The organism is Pseudoalteromonas sp. A757 (genome assembly GCF_004103285.1).
Classification (GTDB): Bacteria; Pseudomonadota; Gammaproteobacteria; order Enterobacterales; family Alteromonadaceae; genus Pseudoalteromonas; species Pseudoalteromonas galatheae.
Genome location: NZ_QNQN01000036.1, coordinates 1 through 1,721, shown reverse-complemented (window position 1 = coordinate 1,721; position 1,721 = coordinate 1). Strand labels below are relative to the sequence as shown.

At 44.1% G+C, this 1,721-nt stretch carries 1 protein-coding gene; it reads right to left on the bottom strand.

Features of this window, described 5'->3' with window-relative positions; all coding sequences use genetic code 11:
• Positions 1-63 precede the first annotated feature (63 nt).
• Positions 64-1,584, bottom strand: coding sequence for an ISNCY family transposase (locus DRB05_RS00255; RefSeq protein WP_128725175.1), 1,521 nt, complete (start codon positions 1,582-1,584; stop codon positions 64-66).
• Positions 1,585-1,721 lie beyond the last annotated feature (137 nt).

Genomic DNA, 1,721 nt, shown 5'->3' with positions numbered 1-1,721 from the left:
TAGTGTGATTACCAAGGGATACTGACGGTATAAGTACCAAGCGATTTTGACGTAATCACACTATCAATGTTGCCGAGTTTCGGCAAGTTTTGCTAACCGTAACGCAGTAGTATTCATATTTTCTCTTAGCCAGATATTGCGAACGCCGCTGGCATGTATGTCGACGTTTTTTTCAGACTTGAGCAGTCGTGACACTTTGGATTGTCCCATGTGTGGGTTAGCCAGTGAGAATTCTATGACGACTTCCTCAATAGCTCTATCAGTACGATTTTTGTGGTGAAGATTTGGCGTTTCCTGACGTTTTAACGATTCGATCCCACCTTGTTTTATCAGCTTACGATGGCGGTAAATAGTATCGCGGGAGACACCACTTAGGCGTGAAGCTTCTGCCACATTTCCTAGCTTGTCAGCCAGTGCCAATACATCAAGTTTCTTCTGGATTTCATAGTCTTCAGAGGATAGCTTATCAGGCTCCTTGACTTCGGTTACCTGTAGTTTTCGCCCAGCGAAGTACGCATCGAACTGCTTATTTTTACCCGTACGAATTTCAATTTTCTGGTTAGCGATTGAGTACTTAAGCGGCGAGTCGATGAAGTAGAACTTTCCCCTGAAGCTAAACGTATGGTCATTGCGGATCTTCCGGTAGACCTTGGTGATGCAGATATCATCTAGATTGATGTAGCGTGATACAGGCGTATATTCGGTGTTTGATATTTTAGATTTTACCATCAGGTTTTTACGCCAAAACTGCGGGATGAAGACGTGTTGGAGGTAGCTATTAGCGCCCGTCATGTCAGTAATATTGTTGAGCCGTAACTCTGGTATCAACCTGTCTTGCAGAGTATCGAAGGCACGTTCAATACGACCTTTTCCTTGAGGAGAACTGGCAAAGATGATTTCAATTCCTAACTCCTCACAGGCCCGTTGCATCTGAGAGAAATTACAACGCTTAGGTCCACCGAAGATGCCTGCTCTATCCACATACAGCGTTTTAAACATGCCGTACTTCTCAACAACTGAGCGCATAACTTTCATACACCCTTCAGTCGTTTCTGACGGAAAAAACTCTGCATGGATATCGCTGTTAGCATCATCAATCATAGCGATTAAGCACGACTTTTTATCACCGAACCAACGATGTGTACTGCCGTCCATTTGCAGCATTAGTCCTGGTGCTTCCATCCGCTCTCTGCGTTTGTAAACACGGCTACGCCTACGCTTGGCTCGTTTTACATGGTGGATATCATGTGCCCACTTACGTAGTGTCTCGCGCTTAACAACAATGTGTTCGTGAGCCTCTAGCATCTCGGCGAGGTGCAACAGGTTCAGGTCATAGTATTTCTCGCGGATCAGCGACTGAACTTGCTGCTTAAGCCTATCTGGAGTTTTATTAATTGGCTCGCTGCCTGTATTCCCGTGAACAACGAATTGTAGACCTTGGCTTCGGTAACGCTGCAAATAACGTTCAATAGTACGCCTGGATTTATTGAGGAGCTTAGCGGCATTAGCTATCGTAATTTTACGCTCTGCCACTTTAGCAATGATATCAACTGTTAATTGAGCTTTAGAATTCAAAACAATCACCCTTAGCGCTCCTCAAATGCTTATACAAAACATTCAAAGAACACGGTTAAAGATAACCGTCAATTTCCCTTGGTAATTAGCGACTACGACAAAGTCGCGTGGTAATTAAAGTACGACAAAATCGCTTGGTGTTAACA